Source organism: Synechococcus sp. 63AY4M2 (assembly GCF_002760475.1).
GTDB lineage: Bacteria > Cyanobacteriota > Cyanobacteriia > Thermostichales > Thermostichaceae > Thermostichus.
This window is the reverse complement of sequence record NZ_AXUX01000001.1, coordinates 61,649-83,803: the sequence shown is the minus strand read 5'-3', so window position 1 is coordinate 83,803 and position 22,155 is coordinate 61,649. Positions and strand designations below refer to the sequence as shown.

20 protein-coding genes are annotated in these 22,155 nt (G+C 59.5%); 6 read left to right on the top strand and 14 right to left on the bottom strand.

The window, feature by feature from the left end:
* Positions 1-10 precede the first annotated feature (10 nt).
* Entirely contained in the window at positions 11-2,287 is a 2,277-nt protein-coding gene (locus tag SYN63AY4M2_RS00385) for a fused MFS/spermidine synthase (protein WP_011430342.1), read from the bottom strand.
* 119 nt (positions 2,288-2,406) lie between these two features.
* Positions 2,407-2,964, bottom strand: coding sequence for a hypothetical protein (locus SYN63AY4M2_RS00380; RefSeq protein WP_228375204.1), 558 nt, complete (start codon positions 2,962-2,964; stop codon positions 2,407-2,409).
* Between the two features lie 464 nt (positions 2,965-3,428).
* On the opposite strand from SYN63AY4M2_RS00380, the gene fba reads away from it, so the two are divergent.
* Positions 3,429-4,508, top strand: a complete 1,080-nt coding sequence (gene fba / locus SYN63AY4M2_RS00375; RefSeq protein ID WP_011430345.1) for a class II fructose-bisphosphate aldolase — start codon at positions 3,429-3,431, stop codon at positions 4,506-4,508.
* Positions 4,509-4,617: 109 nt separating this feature from the next.
* On the opposite strand, the gene SYN63AY4M2_RS00370 is transcribed toward fba, so the two are convergent.
* From SYN63AY4M2_RS00370 to cobM, 4 genes are all read right to left on the bottom strand, one after another.
* Positions 4,618-4,851 carry a hypothetical protein gene (locus SYN63AY4M2_RS00370; RefSeq protein ID WP_011430346.1) on the bottom strand — a complete coding sequence of 78 codons (234 nt, stop codon included), beginning with the start codon at positions 4,849-4,851 and terminating at the stop codon, positions 4,618-4,620.
* Positions 4,852-4,891: 40 nt separating this feature from the next.
* The gene (locus tag SYN63AY4M2_RS00365; protein WP_099834884.1) at positions 4,892-5,098 is read right to left on the bottom strand and encodes a hypothetical protein; all 207 of its coding nucleotides are present in this window, start codon (positions 5,096-5,098) and stop codon (positions 4,892-4,894) included.
* A 333-nt stretch (positions 5,099-5,431) separates the two neighbouring features.
* Complete coding sequence (gene sufU / locus SYN63AY4M2_RS00360) at positions 5,432-5,920, bottom strand: Fe-S cluster assembly sulfur transfer protein SufU (RefSeq protein WP_011430348.1); 489 nt, start codon at positions 5,918-5,920, stop codon at positions 5,432-5,434.
* A gap of 365 nt (positions 5,921-6,285) precedes the next feature.
* Positions 6,286-7,080: a precorrin-4 C(11)-methyltransferase gene (gene cobM / locus SYN63AY4M2_RS00355; RefSeq protein ID WP_099887121.1), complete on the bottom strand. Its 795-nt coding sequence runs from the start codon at positions 7,078-7,080 to the stop codon at positions 6,286-6,288.
* A 163-nt stretch (positions 7,081-7,243) separates the two neighbouring features.
* On the opposite strand from cobM, the gene SYN63AY4M2_RS00350 reads away from it, so the two are divergent.
* Positions 7,244-7,756, top strand: coding sequence for an MATE family efflux transporter (locus SYN63AY4M2_RS00350; RefSeq protein ID WP_041438346.1), 513 nt, complete (start codon positions 7,244-7,246; stop codon positions 7,754-7,756).
* The gene (locus tag SYN63AY4M2_RS00345) at positions 7,753-8,664 is read left to right on the top strand and encodes an MATE family efflux transporter (protein WP_041438348.1); all 912 of its coding nucleotides are present in this window, start codon (positions 7,753-7,755) and stop codon (positions 8,662-8,664) included. The genes SYN63AY4M2_RS00350 and SYN63AY4M2_RS00345 overlap by 4 nt, the downstream gene beginning before the upstream one ends.
* On the opposite strand, the gene ispD is transcribed toward SYN63AY4M2_RS00345, so the two are convergent.
* From ispD to SYN63AY4M2_RS00320, 5 genes are all read right to left on the bottom strand, one after another.
* Positions 8,661-9,368 (bottom strand): 2-C-methyl-D-erythritol 4-phosphate cytidylyltransferase, encoded by a 708-nt coding sequence (gene ispD, locus SYN63AY4M2_RS00340; RefSeq protein WP_099813180.1) that lies wholly within the window; start codon positions 9,366-9,368, stop codon positions 8,661-8,663. The two genes, SYN63AY4M2_RS00345 and ispD, sit on opposite strands and share 4 nt — an antisense overlap.
* Before the next feature lie 45 nt (positions 9,369-9,413).
* Complete coding sequence (locus SYN63AY4M2_RS00335) at positions 9,414-10,784, bottom strand: ammonium transporter (protein WP_240527655.1); 1,371 nt, start codon at positions 10,782-10,784, stop codon at positions 9,414-9,416.
* Positions 10,785-11,087: 303 nt separating this feature from the next.
* Positions 11,088-12,494, bottom strand: coding sequence for an ammonium transporter (locus SYN63AY4M2_RS00330; protein ID WP_099812096.1), 1,407 nt, complete (start codon positions 12,492-12,494; stop codon positions 11,088-11,090).
* A 151-nt stretch (positions 12,495-12,645) separates the two neighbouring features.
* Positions 12,646-12,984 (bottom strand): P-II family nitrogen regulator, encoded by a 339-nt coding sequence (locus SYN63AY4M2_RS00325; protein ID WP_011430352.1) that lies wholly within the window; start codon positions 12,982-12,984, stop codon positions 12,646-12,648.
* 151 nt (positions 12,985-13,135) lie between these two features.
* Positions 13,136-14,551, bottom strand: coding sequence for an IctB family putative bicarbonate transporter (locus tag SYN63AY4M2_RS00320; RefSeq protein ID WP_099887120.1), 1,416 nt, complete (start codon positions 14,549-14,551; stop codon positions 13,136-13,138).
* A 640-nt stretch (positions 14,552-15,191) separates the two neighbouring features.
* On the opposite strand from SYN63AY4M2_RS00320, the gene holA reads away from it, so the two are divergent.
* The gene (holA, locus tag SYN63AY4M2_RS00310; protein WP_011430355.1) at positions 15,192-16,169 is read left to right on the top strand and encodes a DNA polymerase III subunit delta; all 978 of its coding nucleotides are present in this window, start codon (positions 15,192-15,194) and stop codon (positions 16,167-16,169) included.
* 86 nt (positions 16,170-16,255) lie between these two features.
* Here holA and SYN63AY4M2_RS00305 read toward each other — a convergent pair whose 3' ends face one another.
* From SYN63AY4M2_RS00305 to SYN63AY4M2_RS00295, 3 genes are all read right to left on the bottom strand, one after another.
* Entirely contained in the window at positions 16,256-16,867 is a 612-nt protein-coding gene (locus SYN63AY4M2_RS00305; protein WP_011430356.1) for a heme-copper oxidase subunit III, read from the bottom strand.
* Between the two features lie 116 nt (positions 16,868-16,983).
* Complete coding sequence (gene ctaD / locus SYN63AY4M2_RS00300) at positions 16,984-18,693, bottom strand: cytochrome c oxidase subunit I (RefSeq protein WP_099887119.1); 1,710 nt, start codon at positions 18,691-18,693, stop codon at positions 16,984-16,986.
* A 13-nt stretch (positions 18,694-18,706) separates the two neighbouring features.
* On the bottom strand, positions 18,707-19,726 hold the full coding sequence (locus SYN63AY4M2_RS00295; RefSeq protein ID WP_099887118.1) for a cytochrome c oxidase subunit II: 1,020 nt from the start codon (positions 19,724-19,726) through the stop codon (positions 18,707-18,709).
* Between the two features lie 483 nt (positions 19,727-20,209).
* Here SYN63AY4M2_RS00295 and SYN63AY4M2_RS00290 point away from each other — a divergent pair, with 483 nt between their 5' ends.
* Both SYN63AY4M2_RS00290 and SYN63AY4M2_RS00285 read left to right on the top strand, forming a co-directional pair.
* Positions 20,210-21,208 carry a heme A synthase gene (locus tag SYN63AY4M2_RS00290; RefSeq protein WP_049749751.1) on the top strand — a complete coding sequence of 333 codons (999 nt, stop codon included), beginning with the start codon at positions 20,210-20,212 and terminating at the stop codon, positions 21,206-21,208.
* A gap of 52 nt (positions 21,209-21,260) precedes the next feature.
* The coding region (locus SYN63AY4M2_RS00285) for a heme o synthase (RefSeq protein ID WP_099887463.1) at positions 21,261-22,155 on the top strand (895 nt) is incomplete at its 3' end.

Below are 22,155 nucleotides of genomic sequence, written 5' to 3'. Positions count from 1 at the left end.
ATAACTCATACTAAATCTGCATTGTAAAGATTTCTTTAGCCGTCTTGCTGAATAAGGCTGACGCATTGCCGAAGCGTCGCGCAGCGATAACAGCCGGATTCTGCTTCGGAGCTGGGATCTGGATATCTCCCAGCAGGGGAAGCTGGGGCCAGCGGATTACATGTAGCAGGTTGGAAAAATCATCTCGCCAGAGGGGATCCCCAGCTTGGGGCAAAAGGGGCTGCCAGGGATCCCAGTCTTGCCGGCCACCAGGGCTTTTGGCCATCAGCACCCAGTGGGAAGGGGCTAGCCCTGCCCGGCGCTGGGCGGCGGTGAGCTCTTCATGGGCTTGCTGCCAGGCGGGAAGCCGCAATGCTCTTGCCAAGGCGGCCAGCACTGGCGCCAAGTCCAGGTGGCGGTTGGTGATGTTAAAGAGCAGCCAGCCCTGGGGCTTGAGCTTGCGGAGGTAGAGGGTCAGGGCCTCCTGGGTAAGCAGATGCACCGGCACGGCGTCGGAGCTGAAGGCATCTATCACCATCAGGTCGTAGCTGCCATCGGGGATCCCTTGCAGGCGGAGCCGGGCATCGCCCAAGATCACCCGCACCTGCGCCCGCCGGCTGGCCCAATCGAGATAGGGGAAGTAGCGGCCCGCCCAGTCGGCCACGGTGGGATCCAACTCGAAAAACGTCCACTCATCCCCTGGCTCGGCGTAGGCGGCCAAGGTGCCGATCCCCAGCCCCAGCACCGCCACCTGGGCCGGAGAAGAGGGCGGCTGCGCCCGCCACCGCTGGAACACCTGACCCACCGGCCCCTCGCGGGAAAAATAGGTGAGCGGCTCCAGGGCCTTTTGGGGATCCAGGTTTTGGCTGCCGTGCAGGGTGGTGCCGTGGAGCAGGCTGCGGAAGGATCCGTCCTCAGCGTGGTATTCCACAATCCGGTGGAGGCCAAAGGCGCTGCGCTCCTCGGCCACCACCTGGAGCCCCGGCGGCAGCCAGGTTTGTCCTAGCAGCAACACTAGACCCATCCCTGTTCCCACCCAGCGCCTTCTGCTGCCTTCTCCTACAGACCCCAGAAGGGCCATCCCCAGAGCCAAGCCCCCAGCGGCTCCAAGGCGAAAGAGCGCCTGAGGACGAAAGCCCAACAGCAACAAAGGCAAGAGCAACCCCAGCCCTAGCGACAGGCCCAGCCGCCCTCCCCGTGCCGCTAAGGCCGCCAGCGACACCCCCAAGAGCAGGGGGTACTCCAGTAAGGTCTCAAACATCTGCGGCGCCAGCAAAGCGGAGAACAGCCCTCCCAAGCTGCCTCCCACAGCCAGCCACAGGTAAAACTGCGTCAACTGCTGGGCGGGTGGACGGGATCTGGCCAACTGACTGTGACAGGCCCAGCTCACCAGGCCAAAAGCCCCCAGATGTAGCGGCAACACCCAAAACCAAGGTCTCGCCCAGCCCAGAACCTGGGCCCCTAGCGCTCCACAGGCCAGCAGAGCCGTTGTCCCTAAAGCCAAGTCATTGGGGTAGAGGCCGCCGAAGGCCAGTATGAAGGTCATGAGGTAAAGGCTCAGGGGAACGGCCCACAGCAGGGGCACCGCCGCCACGTCGGTGGTCAAGAGGGTGGTGGCCGCCACCAACAGGCCCGCCGGCAAAAAGGCCCAGCCGGCCCAGCGCCAACGCTCCCGCCAGGAGACGGGGGGGATCTCCTCCACGGGATCTCCCCTCGGGAAAGTCACCTCCCGCCCGTTCAGCATGAGCCCCACCCCACCCAGCAGCACCAGCGCTGCGACCAGAGCGTAGGATCCCGTCCACAGGTGGGTTTGCCCCGACAGAGACAACCGCGGCTCCAAGAGCAGCGGATAGCCCAGCAGCCCCGCTAGGCTGCCGGCATTGCTGGCCACGTAGAGCCCGTAGGGATCCCTTTTCGCCTCTCCCAGCGCCCGCTGCAGCAACGGCGTCGTCCCCGACAGGAGAAGCAAGGGTACTCCCGCCCTTGCTGTCAAGTCAGCCAACAGAGCTAGGGAAGGGAAGACCCCTTCCAGTTGGCCAGGGATCCCAAACTGAAAGGGCAAAAACTTCAGCCCCGCCAGCAGGAGGATCCCGTGCAGCAGCACGCCCCAGCCGGGAGCGAGCCCTCGCCCCAGCCGGTCTGCCCACAGGTAGCCCAGCAGCAAAGCGAGCTGGAAAAAGACCAGGCAGGTATTCCAAACCAGGGGGGATCCCCCCCAGAGCGGCAGCAGCAATTTGCCCACCAACAACTGCCCCCAAAAAAGGCAAAAGGCGCTGCCGAACAACGTGAGGCCAACCAGCAAAACCACAGCCGTGCCCCCAACCCCTGGCTGTCAGTTCTAAGAAGCTTGGATGCCGGTGCTGGATTCAGGGGCGGATCCCAGCAGCCGCGAACCTCCGCCCGCCCAAGGGAAGTTGCAAACCCAGCTCAGCGGCTCATCACCTGTAGGGGAAAGCGTTCGGCCAACTCCCCTTCCACCTTGGGTAGCCATTCTTCTTGGAACACCCACACCTGGCCCTGCTGCACGCGGCCATCCGGGTTTTGTGTTAGCTCCAGCCAATAGACAAACTGATCCCCCCGCAGCACCACGCCTTGGGTGGCCAGGGCAAGACTGTAGCCGGGATTGTTGGCCAAGGCTTCAGGGGCCGGGTAGCGGATCACCTCCACCGCCCGATCCAAATCGGCGGCGATCTCCGGCCCGTAGATCTCGCGAATGGCTTGGAAAAGATCCTCTGCCGTCAGCCCTTGCGGGCGAAAGAAGGTCATGCGCTCCGAGCGAATCGTCTCCCGATCCAGCGGGTTGATGATCCGGCCCGGCGGGGCCACCGAGGCCAAAAAGGTAAATCGGGATCCATCCGGCTCCACGCGGTGAATGTTCAAGGTTTCGCCCGGGCGGGGCCGCAGCACAGGATTATTTCTCACCCAGGCCGCCGCTTGATCCGGCGATTGCCCAGGGATCCCCCATGCCGCCGATGGAAGGCCCACCACTGCCCAGCAGGCTATGGCCAAACCGATTGCGTCAGCGGGACGGAGTCCTTTCGCGTCGTCGGGACGCAGTCTTCTACCCCGGCCCGACAAAGTCCTTCCCCAGCTCGCGCCCAGGATTGGCCACGGATTACAATGCACCTTCTCAATCCTCCGGACAAACAAGACAAAATGCAAAACGAAAGGCGAAAATAATGTCCACAAAAAGCTAGAAGTTAACAGGCGGGCGTAGACAAGGCGACGTTTACCTCGGAGCGCACCCCGCTCTACCCATGTCTAGTGTATCTGGAGAGCGCAGCGGGATCGTTGCGCCTCAGCGCGAGCATTGCGGCCAATAGTGGCAAGGAGGCTTTGGCGAAATCCCCAAATCTCCGGGGTCACATCCCGCAAAACGTAAAAGATACCTTAAGATTAACGGTAAGCAAATCTCACACGCATCAGGTCAGCACCTCAGGAGGTAACCGATGGCTCTCGTTCCCATGCGGATCCTGCTGGATCATGCCGCCGAACATGACTACGGCATTCCGGCTTTCAACGTTAACAACATGGAGCAGATTCAAGCAATCATGCAAGCTGCCCATGAAACCAACAGTCCAGTCATCCTGCAAGCCTCTCGAGGGGCGCGCAAGTATGCGGGCGAGCACTTTTTGCGCCACCTGATCCTGGCGGCAGTGGAAACCTATCCCCACATTCCCGTCGCCATGCACCAAGACCACGGCAACAGCCCCGCCACCTGCTACTCCGCCATCCGCAACGGCTTCACCAGCGTCATGATGGATGGCTCCCTCAAAGAAGACGCCAAAACGCCGGCCAGCTATGAGTACAACGTGGCCGTTACTGCCGAGGTGGTGAAGGTGGCCCACGCTGTCGGCGTGAGCGTGGAAGGAGAACTGGGCTGCCTGGGATCCCTGGAGACAGGCCGCGGGGAAGCAGAAGATGGCCACGGCGCTGAAGGGGCCCTCAGCCACGACCAACTGCTCACCGATCCGGATCAAGCCGTGGACTTTGTGGAGCAAACCCAAGTGGATGCGCTGGCTGTGGCCATCGGCACCAGCCACGGCGCCTACAAGTTCTCCCGCAAGCCCACGGGCGACATTCTCGACATGGAGCGCATCGCCGAGATCCACCGCCGCCTGCCCAACACCCACCTGGTGATGCACGGTTCCTCGTCGGTGCCCAAGGAGCTCATCGACATCATCAACCAGTACGGCGGCTCCATTCCCGAAACCTACGGTGTGCCGCTGGAAGAAATTCAGCGGGGCATCAAAAACGGAGTGCGCAAAGTTAACATCGACACCGACAACCGTCTGGCCATCACGGCTGCGGTGCGCCGCGCCCTGGCCGAGAATCCGAAGGACTTTGATCCCCGCTCTTTCCTCAAGCCTTCTATCAAGGAAATGCAAAAAGTGTGCGCCGAGCGCTACATCGCCTTCGGCTGTGCCGGCCACGGCACCAAAGTCCCGGTGGTTACCCTGGACGAGATGGCGGCCAAGTATGCTTCTGGCGCTTTGGCGGCTCAGGTGAAGAAGACGGTTGCGGTCTAGCCCTCACACCCAGCCGCTGCAGCCCAAAGGTTCTAACTCAATATCGACAGGTGAGGGGATCCTTTGTGGATCCCCTTTTGCTTTGGAGGAACTTGATGCGTTTTGCCGGTCAGGCAGCTTTTGCTACAGAAGGTTTGTCCGCTTCGACTTGCTGGTTCAGCAACGCCAAAGTCAGGCGATCCAGCATTTCCAAGTCGGCCTCAGAGTAGCGCCGCTGAAAGAGCAGCTCGTTGATGAGGTTTTCTTGCTGCAAACTGAGAAAGCCGCTGCGGAAAACTTGCTCCACGATTGCTTCGATACTAAGGGCCGGAGCAACAGGGAGAGAATTCAAAGAGGCATTCATGGTCGTTTCCGTTTGAGAGGGTTCGTTCGAGAGTTCCCGATTACTTGTGCCGAGGAACGAGATAGCGCTGCTCGATCTGCTCCCTCCAGGAACGGGCGACCTCAGTCTGCAGCTTGTCTACAGCAGAAGCATCGTCCTGCCACTTGAGGGAAACCCCCAGTAGCTCCCCCATGGGAAAGTGCTCGCTCAGCAACGCCGCCAAGCGGTAAGTACGGTAATCTAGCGTTAGATCTACACCAGCTTGCATCTGTATTTCCTCCGCATTTCCAACGTTTACGTCCCCATCATAGCCCAAATATCCGTAAAAAAACGGAAAACACCGAGAATCCACGTACGCGATTTCTAGGATTTTTCTACGCCATTTGGCGGATAGCGGCGGGGATCCCACGGAGCTGTGGGGTGAGTTCAGGGATCCCAGCTCAGCAGAGCCGCGGTTGCGGCGGCCAGGGTGGCGGCGTTGAAGGGCTTGCTGGTGAGGTCATTGGCTCCCAGCCGAGCAAAGAGGCAGCCCGGGCATCCCTGATCCCAGGAGTTCTCTGGATTACAGGGATCCCCTCCATTGCCGCCCGGAGGTCGGAACCTAGTCGGCGTCTTCGTTGCTCACAAAACCTGGGTTGTCCGGGGATCCACTGGGTGCGGGCGATTCCAGGGCGTGTTTGAGGGCATGCCAGGCCAGGTTGGCGCACTTGATGCGTACCGGGAACTGGGCAACTCCCTTCATGGCATTGAGGGAGCGGTACTCCCGCGGAAACTCTTCGCCGCCGCGCATCATGGCCTGGAAGCGCTCGACCAACTGCAGCGCTTCGGGGATGGTGCGCCCGCGCACGGCATCGGCCATAAGATCGGCAGAAGCCAGGGCAATGGCGCAGCCCTCTCCCTCAAATTTGATATCGGCAATCCGCTCCTGGCCGGGATCCAATTGCAAGGTGAGGTCGATGGTGTCGCCACAGGAGGGGTTATGGCCGCGTTGGCGACGATGAACCGGATCGACCCTGCCGAAGTTGCGGGGCTTTCTGTAGCGTTCCAGGATGACTTGCTGATAAAGTCCGCGCAGGTTGTCGAGAGGCATTGTCGTTCCCGCTTGGTCGCTGCTTGGGCCAGAGCCCTATCCCCACCCTCCAGGGGCTACGGCTCCTTCCGGCCAATCTGGCTAGGCCCAAGCTAACTAACTTAATCTTAACCCTGTTCTCTGGGCTGCAACGGCGGGGCAAGGCAGGGCCTCCTCATCTCCCAGATCAAGCGGGTGGATTTCGACGGCTGCCCCGCCCAGTTCTGCCGGAACCTGCTCCCTCCACCGGCAGCAGGGTAGGTCTTGGGCGGGGGCTGGCGGCCTTTTTCGCTGACCAGCAGGGCAACACGCCCAGGTGCCCAAAGTAGCTGCGACAGGCCGGGGGCCTCCAAGGCAAGTCCTAAAAAAGCCAGTTGCAGTAGAGTCTAACGGTGCCGTTTGGGACGGAAGAGGTGGGCGTGGTCAGGGCTGTAGAGCCGCGAGCGGGCCGAGCCGGCTCCTGCCAAGCCCCGTAGGGCGGGACTGATGAGGTAGAGCACGGTGCGCTCTAGGCCGGCTTGCCGGGTGAGGGCCGCCATCTCCGCCAGGGATCCCAGCCAGATCCGCTCGTCCGGCCAGCCCAGACGGTAGCAGATGGCCACAGGGGTATCGGCGGGATAGTGGGTCATTAGATCCGCCTGGGCCTGTTCCACATGGCGGGCGCTCAGATACAGACACAAAGAGGCGCGGCAGGCCGCTAGGCTGGCCAGGGCTTCTGCTTCCGGCACGCGCGTCCGACCGCTGGCGCGGGTGAGGATGACCGTCTGCACCAGCTCCGGCACCGTTAGCTCCACCTGCAAACGGGCGGCTGCCAGTTGAAAGGCGCTCACCCCCGGCACGATCTCAAAGGGGATCCCGGCCTCCGCCAGCCGAATCAGCAACTCGTGCAGAGCGCCGTAAAGAGACGGATCCCCATCCTGCAGCCGCACCACCCGCCGCCCCGCCTTAACCCGCTCCACCATCTGGGGCAGCAGCGTTTCCAAGGTGAGGGAGCGCGTGTCGATGGCCTCCACGTCGGGGCGACAATGGGCCAGCAGCCCCTCCGGCATCAAAGAGCCGGTATAGAATACTACATCTGCTTCTGAGAGTACTCTCTGGCCGCGCAGGGTAATCAGCTCGGGATCCCCAGGGCCGGCGCCGACAATGTGCACCGGCCAGTAGGACGAAGTCGGTTGGCTCATCGGGTTTCTTCCCATCCTAGCAGCAGAGGGCTACCCCCGAGGATGGGATCCCCTGCAGGCTCTGTCCCTTGACCTGGCCTGTATTATGTGTAGTACAATAGAATACAGGCTGCCTGGGCAGAGGGTTGCGCGCTTTTGCGTGCCACGGGCGAGCAGGGAGGACATGGGAGTTGTAGCGCAGCGGCTGGATGCCCGCGGGATCCCAGGGGTGGATCATGGGGTTGTGCTGAGGTTGGCGATGCCCTTGGCGCTCAGCGCTGGCATTCAGGCGCTGATGGGCATAACCGACACCTGGTTTATCGGCCAGATCTCCAGCCAAGCCTTGGCCGGGATGAACGCCGCTTGGTTGCCCACCCAAGTGGCCTTGACCCCTTTCATGAGTCTGGGGCGAGCAGTGCAAACCTTGGTGGCGCAAACCTACGCCGGCGGAGATCCGAAGGGGGCCTCTCGCTATGCCTGGTCGGGAGTTGAGCTGGGGTTGGGCCTATTGCCCCTTTGTGGCCTCTTGTCGCTGTTGGGGAGCTTGCTGTATTCAGGGCTGCCCCTGCCGGCGGGGGTGGCGGAGCAAGCGGCAGATTATTGGCAAGTTCGCGTTTGGGGGGGATCCGCTCTCTTGGGCAGCTTTGCCTTGGCGGGTTTTTTTAACGGCATTGGTTGCACCTGGATCACCCTGTGAGTGGCTGGAGCGTGCTGTTCAACGGCATCCTCAATGCCCTGTTCATTTTCGGCCTGGGCTGGGGGATTGCCGGAGCCGCCTGGGGCACGATCCTGTCGGAATACGGGGAGCTGGCCCTTTACCTGCTGCTGTTTCTCTCGGCCTGGATCCAGCGCGACTACGCTACGCGGCAAACCTGGCTTTTGGCTCACAAGTCCCTGCGGCCCTTGCTGCGGCTGGGCCTGCCGATGGGGATCTACGCTTTGGCGGACATGAGCTCTTTCACGGTGTTTCAGTTGCTGCTGGGCCAGTTGGGGGCTGTGGAGGGGGCAACGGCCCACCTGTGTCTGATGTTGTCTCGCTTTGCCTATTTGCCGGCCCTCGGCTTGGAACAGGCGGCAACCGTCCTGGTGGGCCAGGCCGTTGGCGCCGGGCAGCCGGCTTGGGCGATGCGCTTGGGGAATGCGGTGATAGCCTGGACGGTCGGCTACATGGCCGTGATCGGCGGCGGGCTGGCGCTTTTTAGAGAAGCCTTGCTCGGCCTGTTCGTGGCCGGGACAGATGCCAACGCCGCGGCGATTGTGGAGTTGGGGGGGAGGCTTTTGCAGATCATCGCGGTTTCGTTTCTCTTCGATGGCATCAACTTCTCTGCCGCGGGATCCCTGCGCGGCGCGGGAGACGTGCGGGCCCCCATGGCGATCATGCTCGGGATGAGCTGGCTCTTTTTCTTGCCTTTGGCGCAGATGCTGATCTTTTCCCACAGTTGGATCCCCTTCCTGCCGGGGTTGGGATGGGGGGCTGTGGGGGGCTGGTTGGCCATGCTGATCTATGTCGCCGGCTTGGCCGGCCTGTTGCTCAGCCGCTGGCGCAGTCGGGTGTGGCAAAAGGCGGCTCTGCGTCAGGGCCATCGCCATAGTGAGTTGAGCTAGCGCGCCAGCTCAAGGCGCTGCTGGAGAATTTGCTCGGCCAGCACCAGATCCCAGGGGGTGGTTAACTTCAGGTTAGACTCCTCCCCTTCCACGATGTAAACCGGCCAACCCAGCTTCTCGAATAGGGCTGCGTCATCGGTTACCTGCCACCCCTGGGCCAGCGCCTCCCGATGGGCTTGCCACAACAGCGACAGGCGAAACCCCTGCGGCGTTTGGGCTGCCCACAGCCGGCTGCGCTCCGGTGTCGATTGGATTTGGATCCCCTTGGGGCCGGTCTCGGTGACCTTGATCGTGTCCTTGACAGGGATCGCCGCAATCAAGCCGTCCACCTGCTCCAAGGCAGCGCTGCAGCGATCGAACAATTCAGGGGTGGCCAAGCAGCGGGCCCCATCGTGAATCAATACCCGCTCCACCGTTCCCCGCCCATAGAGATACTCCACCCCCCTGTAAACCGACTCCTGCCGCGTCGCCCCCCCTTGCAGAAGCTGCACCGGCGTGGCCAGCTCGATGGACGCCAGGATCTGCTCTATGGCCGGCCAGTCGCCGGGCTGAGAGAGAATGCCGATCCACTCGATGGAACGGGCCCGATCCGCCGCCTGCAACGTCCAAGTCAAGATAGGCTGGCCCAAAAGGGGCAGCAACAGCTTGTTGACCGCCGCCCCCATCCGCTTGCCGCTGCCAGCCGCCGGGATCAACAGGTGCATGGGATCCAAAAGCGCATCCAACCGGATCCCAGTGTACTGCTCAACTCAACCTTCCAACTCTCCCGAAGCAGTGACAAAGTCAGGGTAGGCAATGTTGCCGTGCTCGCCAATATCCAAGCCGGCCAACTCTTCTTCTGCCGAGACGCGCAGACCGATGGTGCCCTTCAAAATCAAAAACAAAGCCAGACAACAGATAAAAGACCATCCTCCCAGGGCAATAACCCCCAGAATCTGTACCGGCAACACCGCCCAAGTCACCCCCGCTTCCGCATGGGCAAACCACGGGATCCCTGCAGCAATGACCCCCCAAGCGCCGCACACCCCATGTACCGACACCGCCCCCACCGGGTCATCCACCTTCAAGGTGCCCTCGATAAACAGCACCGACAACACCACCAACACCCCGGCCACCGAGCCGATAAGGATTGCCCCCAAAGGATGAACAGTGTTGCAAGGAGCAGTAATGCCCACCAGCCCCGCCAGTGTCCCATTGGCTGCAAACGTCATGTCCGGCTTGGTAAAAATGGCCCAGGAAGTACAGAGAGCGCCGATGGCTCCTGCCGCCCCGGCCAAATAGGTATTGAAAGCAATCCAGCCAATATCAGGAATCGCTGCCGTTGTAGAGCCGGCATTAAAGCCAATCCAGCCCAGCCACAGGATCAACGCCCCCAACATGCCCAAGGGTAAGCTATGCCCGGGAATAGCCCGCGGCTCCCCATTGGGACCATACTTGCCCAAGCGCGGCCCCAACACCAAAGTTCCCGCAAAAGCTGCAGCCCCACCCACCAAGTGCACCACCCCCGACCCGGCAAAGTCAATGTAGCCCAGGTTTTCCAGCCAGCCGGCTGTACCACCGTTGTAGTCGGCAAACAGGCCATTCCAGGCCCAGCCCCCGGAAATCGGGTAGATCGCCCCAGAGATGACGATGGAGTAAATCAAATAAGCCAAAAAGCGGGTGCGTTCCGCCATTGCCCCGGAGACAATGGTGGCAGCGGTGGCGGCAAACACCAGTTGGAAACAGAAGAACGTGAAAGGCCAAGCATCGTTTTGACTGCCGGCTTCAGCTCCCTGTTGCCAGTTGAAAAAAAACCAGTTGGTGCCCAAAAAACCGGCCACATGGGATCCGAACATCAGCCCAAACCCCAAAAACCAAAAAGCGCAGGCCCCGAAGCAGAAGTCCATCAGGTTCTTCAGGACAATGTTGGTAGCATTTTTAGCCCGCGTGAAGCCTGCCTCCACCATGGCAAAGCCCGCCTGCATGAAAAACACCAGCGCCCCGGCCACCGTTGTCCAGACGATGTCGGCGTGGTATTGCTGAGTTTTCAGTAAGGTTTGTAGCTCAGCCCAAGCCTCGGGTGGGAGAGCCTGTTCCAGAGCCGTGAGATCCGTCTGGGCCAGAGCAGGCGGGGCAACCAAACTTCCCAACCCCAGCAAAGCTCCAATCCCCAGCAGGACTTTCCCCCCTGTCCTCAAACCCAAAAGGATCCCCTGCCGAAGACGAGAGAAAACAGTCTCACCTATCTGACTTTTCATCTCGATTCCAAGTCCCACACCTCGATTTTGAGCTATTTCTCCCCTCCTACCCGTAACCACCTACACCAATGCCACCAAATACATCAACAAGCCACAAAAGAGAGGGCCAGACCTGACCCCCTCTCTTGATTTTCAGTCCTGTGTCGCTCAGATCCGACAGCCTCCCGTCGAACCGAGCGCAAAAGCTCAAGCTCCCTCCACCTCGGTGGCAGCAGTAACGAAGTCGGGGTAGGCTATGTTGCCGTGCTCGCCCACATCCAAGCCGGCCAGCTCCTCTTCAGCGCTGGTGCGCAGGCCAACGGTTGCCTTGAGGATCAAAAACAGGATCAAGCAGGTGATAAAGGGCCAGAAGAAATAGGCCAAAGCCCCCACCACCTGCACCCCAAATTGCGCCCAGGTCACCCCTGAATCGGCGTGGGCAAACCAAGGGATCCCGGCTGCCAAGAGTCCCCAAATGCCGCAGGTACCGTGTACCGAGATGGCCCCCACCGGGTCGTCAACCTTCAGCACCGTATCCAAAATCACCACCGAAATCACCACCAGAATCCCGGCCACCGAGCCGATGATCAGAGCACCCAAAGGATGGACGCTATCGCAAGGGGCAGTGATCCCCACCAAGCCGGCCAGGACACCGTTGGCGGCAAAGGTCATATCCGGCTTGCCAAAATGAACCCAAGAGGTGAACATCGCCCCAATTGCTCCAGCCGAAGCTGCCAGCAGCGTATTCATGGCAATCCAGCCAATATCGACAGAGGCTGCAGTGGTGGAACCGGCATTAAACCCGATCCAGCCCAAGGCGAGGATAAACACCCCCAACATCCCCAGCGGCAGGTTGTGGCCGGGAATAGCCCGCGGCTCTCCATTGGGGCCGTACTTGCCAATGCGAGGGCCGAGCACAATGGCGCCTGCCAAGGCCGCAGCGCCGCCTACCAAATGCACCACCCCCGATCCAGCGAAATCAATGTAGCCCAGGTTTTCCAACCAGCCCTTGGTGCCGCCGTTGTAGTCGCCGAACAGCCCGTTCCAGGCCCAACCCCCAGAGATGGGGTAGATTAGCCCAGAAATAACGATGGAGTAGATCAAGTAGGCCAAGAACTTGGTGCGCTCTGCCATCGCTCCGGAAACAATGGTGGCGGCGGTAGCGGCAAACACCATCTGGAAGACAAAGAAAGTAAAGGGCCAGCCATCTGCCTCGTAAGCCTGCTGCCAGCCAAAAGCAAACCAGTCAGTGCCGAAGAAGCCAGTACTTTTGCCGAACATGAGGCCAAACCCGATGAACCAGAAGGCGCAACAGCCCATGCAGAAGTCCATCAAGTTCTTCATCATGATGTTGGCGGCGTTCTTGGCGCGGGTAAAGCCCGTCTCCACCATGGCGAACCCCGCCTGCATGAAGAACACCAAGGCTGCTGCCACGATCGTCCAAACAATGTCAGCGTGTTTCTGAACTGCCTCGGCCTCTTGAGCAAAGGCAGTTCCCTGGCCGAATAGAAAGACCAGCGCAGCCATTAGAGCAGCAGTCAGACTCCACCTGGCCGGTCGCCAGAGCCACTGGGGCACCTGGCTCTTGAGCTTTTGGATCATTGTTGTACTCATGCTTTTGGACTCACCTAAAGGGACAGTACTTCTCAAAAGACGTTACCCGGAAAGTGGGGCAAGAACACCTCATCAGAGATACAGCAAAAGAGACATGCAGCAAACCCCCACAAGGCTCAGGACGGGTAGCCCAAACCCCAAAGATCCCTCCTTACAGGGCATCTTGGTTGAGTTCGCCAGTGCGGATGCGGATGGTTTTTTCGACGGGGCTGATGAAAATCTTGCCGTCCCCAATTTCGCCGGTGCGAGCCGCTGCAATCAGCTTCTCCACCACCGTATCCACCAGGTCATCTTCGACCACGATCTCCACTTTCAGCTTTTGTAGGAACTCTACCGTGTACTCGGATCCCCGGTAACGCTCGGTTTGTCCCTTTTGCCGGCCAAAACCCCGTACTTCACTTACGGTCATGCCGACAATCCCGGCATTGACCAAAGCAATTTTGACCTCATCCAACTTAAATGGCCGGATCACGGCCTCGATTTTTTTCATGTGCCTCCTGCACCCTGAACAGTTCCGCTAATTTCTAACACTACCAACACCTGTGAATTGTAAAAACGGATACATTTTTTATCTCCTACTGAAGATGCTTACCACTCTGGGTTGGCTCCCGTCAAGACTGGAAGGTCAAGCTTAAGCTACCCTAACGGGAGGAAGCCTCCGATGGGGGCTCACCAACATCCACGGGCGGCTGAGGGCTAAGAGAGGCCAAGCTGGCTGTAATGAGCGCTACCGCAAGCCACCACAGCATTTGTACCTGTGGACGATACCAGATGGTATCCACCAAGCCGTGGACCATCATGCCGGTGCAAGCGGCCAAGCCCGCTGCCACCCACAGACCCTGGGGATCCCGCAAGTTGAGCAAAGTTTTCCAGCATCTCCAGCCGTGATCCCAGAGCACCAAGAGGAACCAGGCGAAAGTTAAGGAGCCGATGAAGCCAGTCTCCACGGTGAGCTGCAGCGGCACCGAATAGGCTCCGAGGGCGCTGAAGTTGCCTCGTTGGTAGAGGGGATAGACGCGGTTAAAGGCAACATTGCCGGGGCCGATCCCCAAGATGGGAAAGTCGCGGATCATGTCCAAGACCGCCGCCCAGACGTTGATCCGAAAGTTGTTGCTGGTGTCTAGCCGCCCCCAAAAAAGGCTCTGCACCCGCAGCCGCAGGGAGCGTACCGTCAGGATCCCAAGCAACAGAGCAGCCCCCCCTCCACTCAACAGAACCGGCAAGGCCCAACGCCGCCAGCGGGCTGGCAAATCGACAGAATGCCACTGTGCCAACAGCACGGCCATCAGGGTGAGCGTGGCCAGCCCCCCAATCCAGGCGCCACGACTGTAGGTGAGCAACAGGCAAATCAGGTTCACCGCCGTCGTAAACCCGGCCAGGAGTTTCGCCCCCCAACTGGGCCAAATCCAAGTGGCGGCCAGCCCCAGAGGAATGACCGGGATCAAGTAGCCCCCATACAGATTTGGATTGCGCAGATAGCTGTACACCCGCGTCAGACCCGCCAAACCCGACTCCGGATCCACCCAGGTGGCCAGTTCCGCTGCCCCATATAAGTATTGCCGCAGGCCATGGATCCCCATCGCCAAGCTGACCAAAAGCAGGGATCCGACGATCCAATCCCGAAACTGCAGTTGGCGAAGCAGACGCTGCAGCAGCAGATAGCCGGCCAGGTAGAGCGTCAACTTCAGCCAGCCCTCCCGCGCTGCATAGGGAACCGGCGAAAGGATCGTGGCCAGGGTGGCAATTCCCCAAAACAGGCCTAGGGGCAGATGGACGGGCAGCCAAGTTGGGGTTTCCACCAGCCAGCCCAAGACCACAAGCGCCGCCATGGCCAGCAAAATCAGACCTAGGATGCCGGTGGAGCTTTGCGCCGAAAAGACCCAATACAGCAGCACCAGGCCCAAACCGATCCAGTCAGAGGTTTGCACCAGTAGGCTGCTTTTGCCCCAACTCCGCAGGGATCCCGACACTCGGCTTAAAAGGCTGCCCTGCCACCAGGACTCGATAGGAAAATCCCGCAGCAGCAGGCCGCGCCACAGTCGCGTTGCTCGTTCCATGGCTCCTTCCAGCGCCCTGGGCACTTGTGCTTCAGGCCTATCTTCCGAGTTTATCTCCCCAGCGAACAGGGGCAAGGGCGGGAAGGCAAGCGGGATCCCCTTTCTAGAACTCGCAGACTCATTGCTAGAGTTAGCTGCCTCGCCGACCTCGAAGCGCCCTTTAGGCAAACGAGGCTAGCGGGTGGGGCTGGGATTTCCCAACCTCTTCAGAGTTGAAAGGGGAAACCCCTGCTCCCAACTGGCCTGCATTGAAGACTTGGGGATTACAATAATGAATTTGCACACGAATAGGCCGGCCTAAACCCAGAGCAGATCCCAGGCAGCGGGCTAAAACCTGCACCTTGAACTCCAGTTCGCCAATGGTGTCCATACGCTTGCAGCCCTCCCTCCAACCCCGTCTCTAAGCCCAGCTTAGGAGAAGATTGATGATAGTTCTTCAGTGGGAACACAGAATTTGCCAAGCTAGATCATGCAAAGCTGGCGTTTTTTTAGAGAGAAAAGAAGCTGAAACTTGGCCAGGCTTTCTCCGGAAGATCCCGGATAAAGACCCGGAACCTGCCGCTGATTAACGTAAGCAAAATAACGCCTAGAGAAACTACGGAAAAAAGCTGGAGACCAAGCTGAGGGGACTTGGGGGAGTATGCCTGTCTACCTTTACTGGGGAGATGACACCTATCGGCTGATGCAGGCGGTGCACCAGTTGCGGGAGCAAGTGCTGGATCCCGACTGGGCCGCTTTTAACTACGATCGCCTGCCGCCGGAGTCCACACTGGCCGGACTTAACCTGGCCATGACCCCGCCCCTGGGATCCAACGCTCGCCTGGTTTGGCTGGAAGAGACGACGCTCACCCAGGATTGTCCGGAAGAGTGGGTAAGGGAACTGGAGCGGACGTTAGCCTCTTTACCCCCCACCACCCATTTGTTGTTGACCACCCGCAACAAGCCCGATGGACGGCTCAAATCCACCAAGCTCCTCAAGCAAGTGGCCCTTGCCCGCGAGTTTCCCCAACTGGCCCCCTGGGATGAAGAGGGTATCCTGAGGCAGGTATACAGCGAGGCCCGGCAGCGGGATCTCAAGCTCAGCCCAGAGGCAGCCCAGAAGTTGGCGGAAGCCGTGGGCAACGACTCCCGCCGCTTGGCGATGGAACTGGAAAAGCTGGCTTTGTTTACGGTCAACCAACGGGATCCCATCTCCCCTGAGCAAATCGAGGCTTTGGTGCCCGCCAGCGCCTACAACAGCTTTCAACTGGCCGCCTCCCTGCGCCAGGGCAACTTGGATCAGGCCCTGCGCATCCTGGCCCATCTTTTGGATCACAACGAGCCGGCCCTGAAGATCCTGGCGGTGTTGGTGGGGCAATTTCGCACCTGGCTGTGGGTAAAGCTATTGCTGGAGGAGGGAGAACGGGATCCCAAAGTCATCGCCCAAAAAGCAGAGATTGCCAATCCCAACCGGGTTTATTTTCTCCAAAAAGAGGTGGGATCCCTAAAAAGCTCGGCGCTGCTGCAGGTGATGCAGCAACTTTTACAACTGGAGTATCAGCTCAAGCAAGGTCAACCGGAGCGAGAAGTGTTTCAAGAGGCTCTGATCCAGATTGTGGCCATTCTCCAGAAATCCTGAGCCTTTTCGTTCAGGGACAGTTCTAGCAACGGGCAGCCTACCCACCGGGATCAGATCCTTCACCAGGGAGGATCCCTCTTCGGAACTCAGAGTAGGTAGAGCAGGATAAACAGCACAATCCAAACCCCATCCACAAAGTGCCAGTAGATCTCAGCAGCCTCGACGCCAAAGTAGTGTTGGGCGCTGTAGTGACCCGGCTTCAGGGATCGCCAAAGCACCGCCAAAATAAACAGCAGCCCCGCCGCCACATGTAGCCCGTGAAACCCGGTCAAGACATAGAAGGTGCTGGCAAACAAGTTGGTGGTAAGGCCAAACTCCAGGTGGCTGTACTCGTAGAGCTGCCCGGCCAAGAAAATCGCACCCATCAGGGCAGTGAGGGCAAACCACAGCCGTAGCCCCTTGACGTTATTGGCCTGGATGGCGGGCTTGGCCTGGTGGATAACCAAGCTGCTGGCGAGCAAAATCGCCGTGTTGATCCCAGGCAAGAGCAATTCCCGCTCCGGCGTCCCTTCCGGCGGCCAGACGGGGGCCGTGAGGCTGTAAGCCAAGTAGGCCATGAACAGGCCCAAGAATAAGCAGCCTTCCGCCACCAAGAACATCAGCAGACCAAAAATGCGATGATCTGGGTGCTCAGCGTGAGCGGTGTGGGCCTGAGTGTGGCCCGCTATCAAGGCATCAGCAGCAAGGGATCCTTGCATATTCTTCTCCACTCAAAAAATAAACCAATCGAACCTTAGAATTCCTGAGACGGTGTGGCCAGCCCAGCCGGGATCAAGACTGGAATGCCCGGTGAGTAGAAGATGGAGACCCCCTGCTAAGAAGAAGTCGTAGGCTCTGCTTCCGCCAACGCCAGCTCCCGCAAGCTCTGCAACTGGGCGGCAAAGTAATCCAAAGTCTCCTTGCTGTGCAGGCCGTAGTCGTAGGGGCCGGTCAGCAGAATGGGATCCCCGTAGAAGTTGTGGGCAGGCGGCGGGGAAGAAGTCGCCCACTCCAGGGTTAGAGCCTGCCAGGGGTTGTCGCCGGCCTTGGGCCCGGCCACCCAGGAGTAGATGGCGTTCACCAAGAAGGGCAGCGTGGAAATGGCTAGAACAAAAGCCCCCACGGAGCTAATCCAGTTGAGGTCGGCAAATTGCGGGTCGTACTGGGCCACGCGGCGGGGCATGCCCATCAGGCCCAGCTTGTGCATCGGCAAAAAGCACATGTTGAAGCCGACAAAGGTCAACACAAAATGCACCCGCCCCCAGAACTCGTTCAGCAGCCGCCCGGTCATCTTGGGGAACCAGTGGTAGAGGCCGGCATAGATGCCAAAGACGCTGCCGCCAAACAACACGTAGTGTAGGTGGGCCACCACAAAGTAGGTGTCGTGGACGTAGATATCCAGGGGAACTGAAGCGAGGATAATGCCGCTCAACCCCCCAATGACAAACATCGAGATAAAGCCAAGGCTAAACAGCATGGCCGACCGGAAGTGGATTTTGCCGCCCCACAAAGTGGCTAGCCAACTAAACACCTTGATCCCCGTGGGAACAGCAACGGACATAGTGGCAATCATGAAGAACACCCGCATCCAGTCCGGGGTGCCGCTGGTAAACATGTGGTGCGCCCAGACGATCAACCCCAAAAAGCAAATAGCCAAGCTGGAATAGGCGATGGCCTTGTAGGCAAAGATAGGCTTGCGGGCATGCACCGGCAAAATCTCGGAGATGATACCGAAGACCGGCAAGATCATGATGTAAACCGCCGGGTGGGAGTAAAACCAGAACATGTGCTGGTACACCACCGGATCCCCGCCACCGCTGGGGTTAAAAAAGGACGTGCCCGCCAACAGGTCAAAACTCAGCAAGATCAACGCGCCAGCCAAAACCGGTGTTGCAATGAGGGTGAGAACAGACGCTGCTAGCATGGCCCAGCAAAACAGCGGCATGTCCTGCATCCTCATGCCGGGCATGCGCATTTTCAGGATGGTGGTGATGAAGTTAACTGCGCCTAGGATTGAAGACGTCCCCGCCAGCAAGATACTCAGGATCCAGAGCTCTTCCCCCACCTTGCCGCTAACTAAACTCAGAGGCGGGTAGGAAGTCCAGCCAGCAGATGGGGGTTCTAGAAACAAGCTAGCCAAGAGCAAGATCCCAGTAGGCGGAACCAGCCAAAAGGCCACTGCATTGAGCTTGGGAAAGGCCATGTCCCGTGCCCCAATCATCAGCGGCACGAGGTAATTGCCGAAGCCCCCCACCAAAGCCGGCACGATCCACAAAAAGATCATGATCGTGGCGTGCAGGGTAAAAGCGCCATTGTACCGCTCAAAGCCAAGAAAGTCCGCCTCTGGGGTAGCCAGCTCCGCCCGTACCGCTGTGGCCAGCGCTCCCCCCACCAAGTAGAAGAAAAAGGTGGTCACCAAATACTGGATCCCGATGACCTTGTGATCCGTAGAGAAGGTCAAGAAGCGCCACCAAGGTTCTGCAGGCGGATCCAGGCTGCCCCTGGGGGCAGCAACGAGGCTAGGATTGCCCTGTAGCTGAGTCATTGCAAAAAAGCTCCTAGTTTCTGCCTGTTCCCGTTCGCGTCAGCAGGACGGAGTCCTTGTGGAGTTTGAGAGAGGTCAAATCCGCAGGCGAGACCCCCAAACGCTGGTGGTGGACTTGGGCAAAAGCCGAAGCAGCCGCAGGGGAATCAGCCGGAGGGTGATGGTGAGTGGGGGGAGAGTCTGCAGCAAGAGCTAGGGCACTGCTATCGCCGCGAGCGGCTAAAAGTTGCTCCTGCTGCCAGCGCTCGAAGTCTTCTGGTCTTTCCACAATCAATTGCGTAGCCATCACCCCGTGGTAGGGGCCGCACAGCTCCGCGCAGATGATGGGGTAAGTCCCCAACTGGGTAGGCACAAACTCCAGGTGGGTCTCTCGGCCTGGAATGAGATCCTGCTTTAGGCGAAATTGCGGCACCCAGAAGGCATGGTTGACATCAAGGGCCGTCATATTCAAGCGCACCCGCCTGTTGAGGGGAAGGTGCAGCTCACTAGTCACCAAGCCCGATTCATAGGTAAACAGCCAACCGTATTGCATGCCCTGCACCTGAACGACCAGATCCGGCTGGCCCATCTCTTTCCCAGGTAGCACCACAGGGGTATAGGCATAGCCCGGCTCCCCTGCCTTGGCTTCCTCGGAAGAGCCCATCCCCATGGCCGCGTGCATATGCCCGCCCACATTGGTGCCTCCGTAAATAGCCTGGTAGACATCTATGCTGGCTAGGCCCAACCAAAGGATGATCAGAGCCGGCACTGCTGTCCACACGATCTCCAACAGCACATTGCCGTGACTGGGATCCCCGTCGCCGTGCTCCCCCCGTCGCTTGCGGTAGCGGATGACACAGTAGAGGAGCACCCCTTCCACCACTAGAAAGATGCCGGTGGCGATGGTGATGGTGCTGTTGAAGAGGCTATCGAAGAGGGGAGCTGAGTTGGCTGCCGCTTCGGGGAGGAGATGGTGATTCTGGCCATACCAGAGGCTGGCCAGGGTCAGCAGAACCCCAATACCCACCAAAATGATGTTACTGAGCGCACTCACGACTGCTCTTCCCCACTGCAAATGCAAGGCACGCCCGCCCTAGACAAAATCTGTTCTGCGAACAGAGCCGAAGCGGGCCACACCCATCCTTCATATCCATTTAGGTCACGGGAGCTGGAGAGGATTGCCCAGGCTTAGGGATCTCTTCAGAATCTTCATCGCTGGGAATTGGTAGAGGGGAGCGGCTTGATTGGCAGGATCGACAGAGCTTCTGGAAGATGAACGATGCATGCAGAGGAGGCGTGGCTCAGCACAAAGAAATTCTTAAAAAGCCTTCGCCAGCCGCAAGTCTGCATTTAGGATCCGTTACAGGGGAGTCAGTCTCCTTGTCTGCCTATAGCTAGATGCTGAGCCAGTTAGACCTCAAAGACCTATTGAATTAAGTTCGCTAACTGAAATGGATAGCTTAAGTATCGATCTCGATTATTTTTTATGCAGATTATTCCGAGCTTGGATTGACTTGCAATAACTTTTTCAACGGCGATGGACTCTTCGATTTCCCAATCTCACGCTCATCCCTTGCCGTCTAGGGAGCTTTCCCTGCGCATGGGGCAAGCCTTGCTGGGTTTAGCAGCGGCCACTTGGCTGTTGATGGGACTGGGCAGTGCCACTCGAGTCATGAATGCTGGCTTATCCTGTCCAGATTGGCCCCTCTGCTATGGAGAGCTTGTCCCCACTGAGCAGATGAACCTGCAGGTGTTTCTGGAGTGGTTTCACCGCCTGGTGGCTGCTGGGGTGGGCTTGGCCACCCTGCTGCTAACGGGGTTTGCCTGGCTGAAGCGCAAGGCCTTGCCCGCTTGGCTGCCCTGGGGCCTGAGCTGGGCTTTTGTCTTGGTCGTGGCCCAAGGGATCCTGGGCGGGCTGACGGTAACGGAGCTGTTGCGCTTTGACATTGTGACGGCTCACCTGGGCACGGGCCTGCTGTTTTTTGCCACGCTGCTCACCTTGGGATTGCTGGCCCTGCCAAGCGTCGCTCCTTCGGAGGAGGGGAGAGCTTCTGTTGGCTACTTGCCCTGGCTCGGCTTGGGGGCAGTGCTGCTGGTGTACGTCCAGAGCCTTCTCGGAGCTTTGGTGGCTTCCCAATGGGCGTTGCACCAGTGCTTAGCTGCTGGCGAGCTGTGCGGGGTGATGAACGGTCACTTGCTGGGGGTGGCTCCGGCCACACTGGCGGTGTTGGTGGTGGCGGTGGCCACAAGTTGGCGACGCCGGCAGCTCCCGCGGATTCTCAAGCTGCTGGGCCATGGTTCGGTGGGCCTTTTGCTGGCGCAAGTAGGGGTTGGCGTTCTTACCTATCGCTACCGGCTGCAGGTGGAGCCCTTGACGGTAGCCCACCAGATGATTGGGGCAGCTTTGCTGGGGTGCTTGCTGGGCTTTACGGTGCTGGCCTGGCGTACGAGCAACAGCCTTGAAAGCCAGGAGGAAGGAAGCTCTCCCCGGAGCCCTCGGAGGGTAGCCGCGGCCGCAGAAATCAACGGCAAGTAGTTCCATGGCAGATATCCTTCAAACCTACCGTCCAGATCCTTGTCAGAACACGGTGACAGGGATCCCTTTTGGCCATCACCAAAGTCTTGCGCAGGTTTTGCGCAGCTATAGCCAGTTGGTGAAGCCGAAGATCATCGCCCTCTTGCTGATGACCACGGCTGGAGCCATGTGGATGGCGGGCAATACGGATCCTTTCAAGTTTGGCGTCACCCTCTTGGGGGGGGGGATGGCGGCGGCAGCAGCCAATGTCATCAACATGGTGTACGACGCCGATATTGATCGGATGATGGAGCGAACCCGCCATCGTCCTTTGCCTTCTGGCCGCATTCGGGCACGCCATGCCCTGAGGTTTGCCGGGATCCTGGCTGTGATGTCCTTTGGCTTGCTGGCCTGTTTTACCAATTTGCTGGCTGCCAGCTTGGCCATGGCGGGGATCCTGGTGTATGTAGGGGTCTATACCCACTGGCTGAAGCGTTCCAGCCCCCAGAACATCGTCATCGGCGGAGCAGCGGGGGCGATCCCCCCTTTAGTGGGCTGGGCAGCGGCTACGGGTGAGCTGAGCTGGGCTGCTTGGGTGATGTTTGCCCTCATCTTTTTGTGGACCCCGCCCCACTTCTGGGCCCTAGCGATTTTAAAGCGAGAAGACTATGCCCGCGCCGGGGTGCCGATGCTGCCGGTGGTGGCCGGAGAAAGGCCGACTGCCGCCCAGATTCTTCTCTACGCCCTGTTGCTGGTGCCGGTCAGTCTACTGCTGGTTTACCCTTTGCACGTGCTGGGATCCTTTTACTTGAGCGCGGCGACCCTGCTGGGATCCCTTCTAATTTGGAAGGCGGTGCAGTTGCTCCAGGAGCCGCACAGCCGGGAGCGGGCAACCTCCCTCTTCACCTTTGCCAACCTCTACTTGCTGCTGTTGTGCGGTGCCATGGGGTTGGACAGGTGGTCGCTGA

Excerpts from the sequence above, each read along its gene's own strand:
- fba (WP_011430345.1), top strand. The coding sequence starts at position 3,429 with ATGGCTCTCGTTCCCATGCGGATCCTGCTGGATCATGCCGCCGAACAT.
- SYN63AY4M2_RS00370 (WP_011430346.1), bottom strand. The coding sequence starts at position 4,851 with ATGAATGCCTCTTTGAATTCTCTCCCTGTTGCTCCGGCCCTTAGTATC.
- SYN63AY4M2_RS00365 (WP_099834884.1), bottom strand. The coding sequence starts at position 5,098 with ATGCAAGCTGGTGTAGATCTAACGCTAGATTACCGTACTTACCGCTTG.
- sufU (WP_011430348.1), bottom strand. The coding sequence starts at position 5,920 with ATGCCTCTCGACAACCTGCGCGGACTTTATCAGCAAGTCATCCTGGAA.
- cobM (WP_099887121.1), bottom strand. The coding sequence starts at position 7,080 with ATGAGCCAACCGACTTCGTCCTACTGGCCGGTGCACATTGTCGGCGCC.
- SYN63AY4M2_RS00350 (WP_041438346.1), top strand. The coding sequence starts at position 7,244 with ATGGGAGTTGTAGCGCAGCGGCTGGATGCCCGCGGGATCCCAGGGGTG.
- ispD (WP_099813180.1), bottom strand. The coding sequence starts at position 9,368 with ATGCACCTGTTGATCCCGGCGGCTGGCAGCGGCAAGCGGATGGGGGCG.
- SYN63AY4M2_RS00330 (WP_099812096.1), bottom strand. The coding sequence starts at position 12,494 with ATGAGTACAACAATGATCCAAAAGCTCAAGAGCCAGGTGCCCCAGTGG.
- SYN63AY4M2_RS00325 (WP_011430352.1), bottom strand. The coding sequence starts at position 12,984 with ATGAAAAAAATCGAGGCCGTGATCCGGCCATTTAAGTTGGATGAGGTC.
- SYN63AY4M2_RS00320 (WP_099887120.1), bottom strand. The coding sequence starts at position 14,551 with ATGGAACGAGCAACGCGACTGTGGCGCGGCCTGCTGCTGCGGGATTTT.
- holA (WP_011430355.1), top strand. The coding sequence starts at position 15,192 with ATGCCTGTCTACCTTTACTGGGGAGATGACACCTATCGGCTGATGCAG.
- SYN63AY4M2_RS00305 (WP_011430356.1), bottom strand. The coding sequence starts at position 16,867 with ATGCAAGGATCCCTTGCTGCTGATGCCTTGATAGCGGGCCACACTCAG.
- ctaD (WP_099887119.1), bottom strand. The coding sequence starts at position 18,693 with ATGACTCAGCTACAGGGCAATCCTAGCCTCGTTGCTGCCCCCAGGGGC.
- SYN63AY4M2_RS00290 (WP_049749751.1), top strand. The coding sequence starts at position 20,210 with ATGGACTCTTCGATTTCCCAATCTCACGCTCATCCCTTGCCGTCTAGG.